The organism is Mesorhizobium sp. M2C.T.Ca.TU.002.02.1.1 (assembly GCF_003997225.1).
The window spans coordinates 1-345 of the sequence record NZ_RZTO01001557.1 but is presented as its reverse complement, the minus strand read 5'-3'; the positions used below and the strand labels follow the sequence as shown (position 1 = coordinate 345).

Here is a 345-nt window from a genome sequence, read left to right as displayed (position 1 = left end):
GCGTGCGTGAAGGCTTTCTCTATTCGCTGCTCGACGAGGCGGAGCAGAAGGCCGATCCGCTGATTTCGGCCTCGGAGGAACTCGCCCGCCTGCGCTCGCGCTCCGTCACCCATGCGCACGAACTTGTCGACTGGACCGCCAAGACCTTTGCGGCCTTCGGCATCGACGAGACCGAGGACGAGGCGCGCTACCGCCACGCGGCCGCATTGCTGGCCGATATCGGCTGGCGCGCGCATCCCGAATACCGCGGCAAGCAATCGCTCAACATCATTGCGCACGCGTCCTTCTTCGGCGTCGACCATCCTGGCCGTGCTTTCCTGGCGATGGCCAACGCCTATCGTCACG

Annotated in this window: 1 pseudogene; it reads left to right on the top strand. The window is 65.2% G+C overall.

The features are described from left to right. Positions 1-345: pseudogene (locus EOD07_RS37260) on the top strand (exopolyphosphatase); the annotation flags it as partial.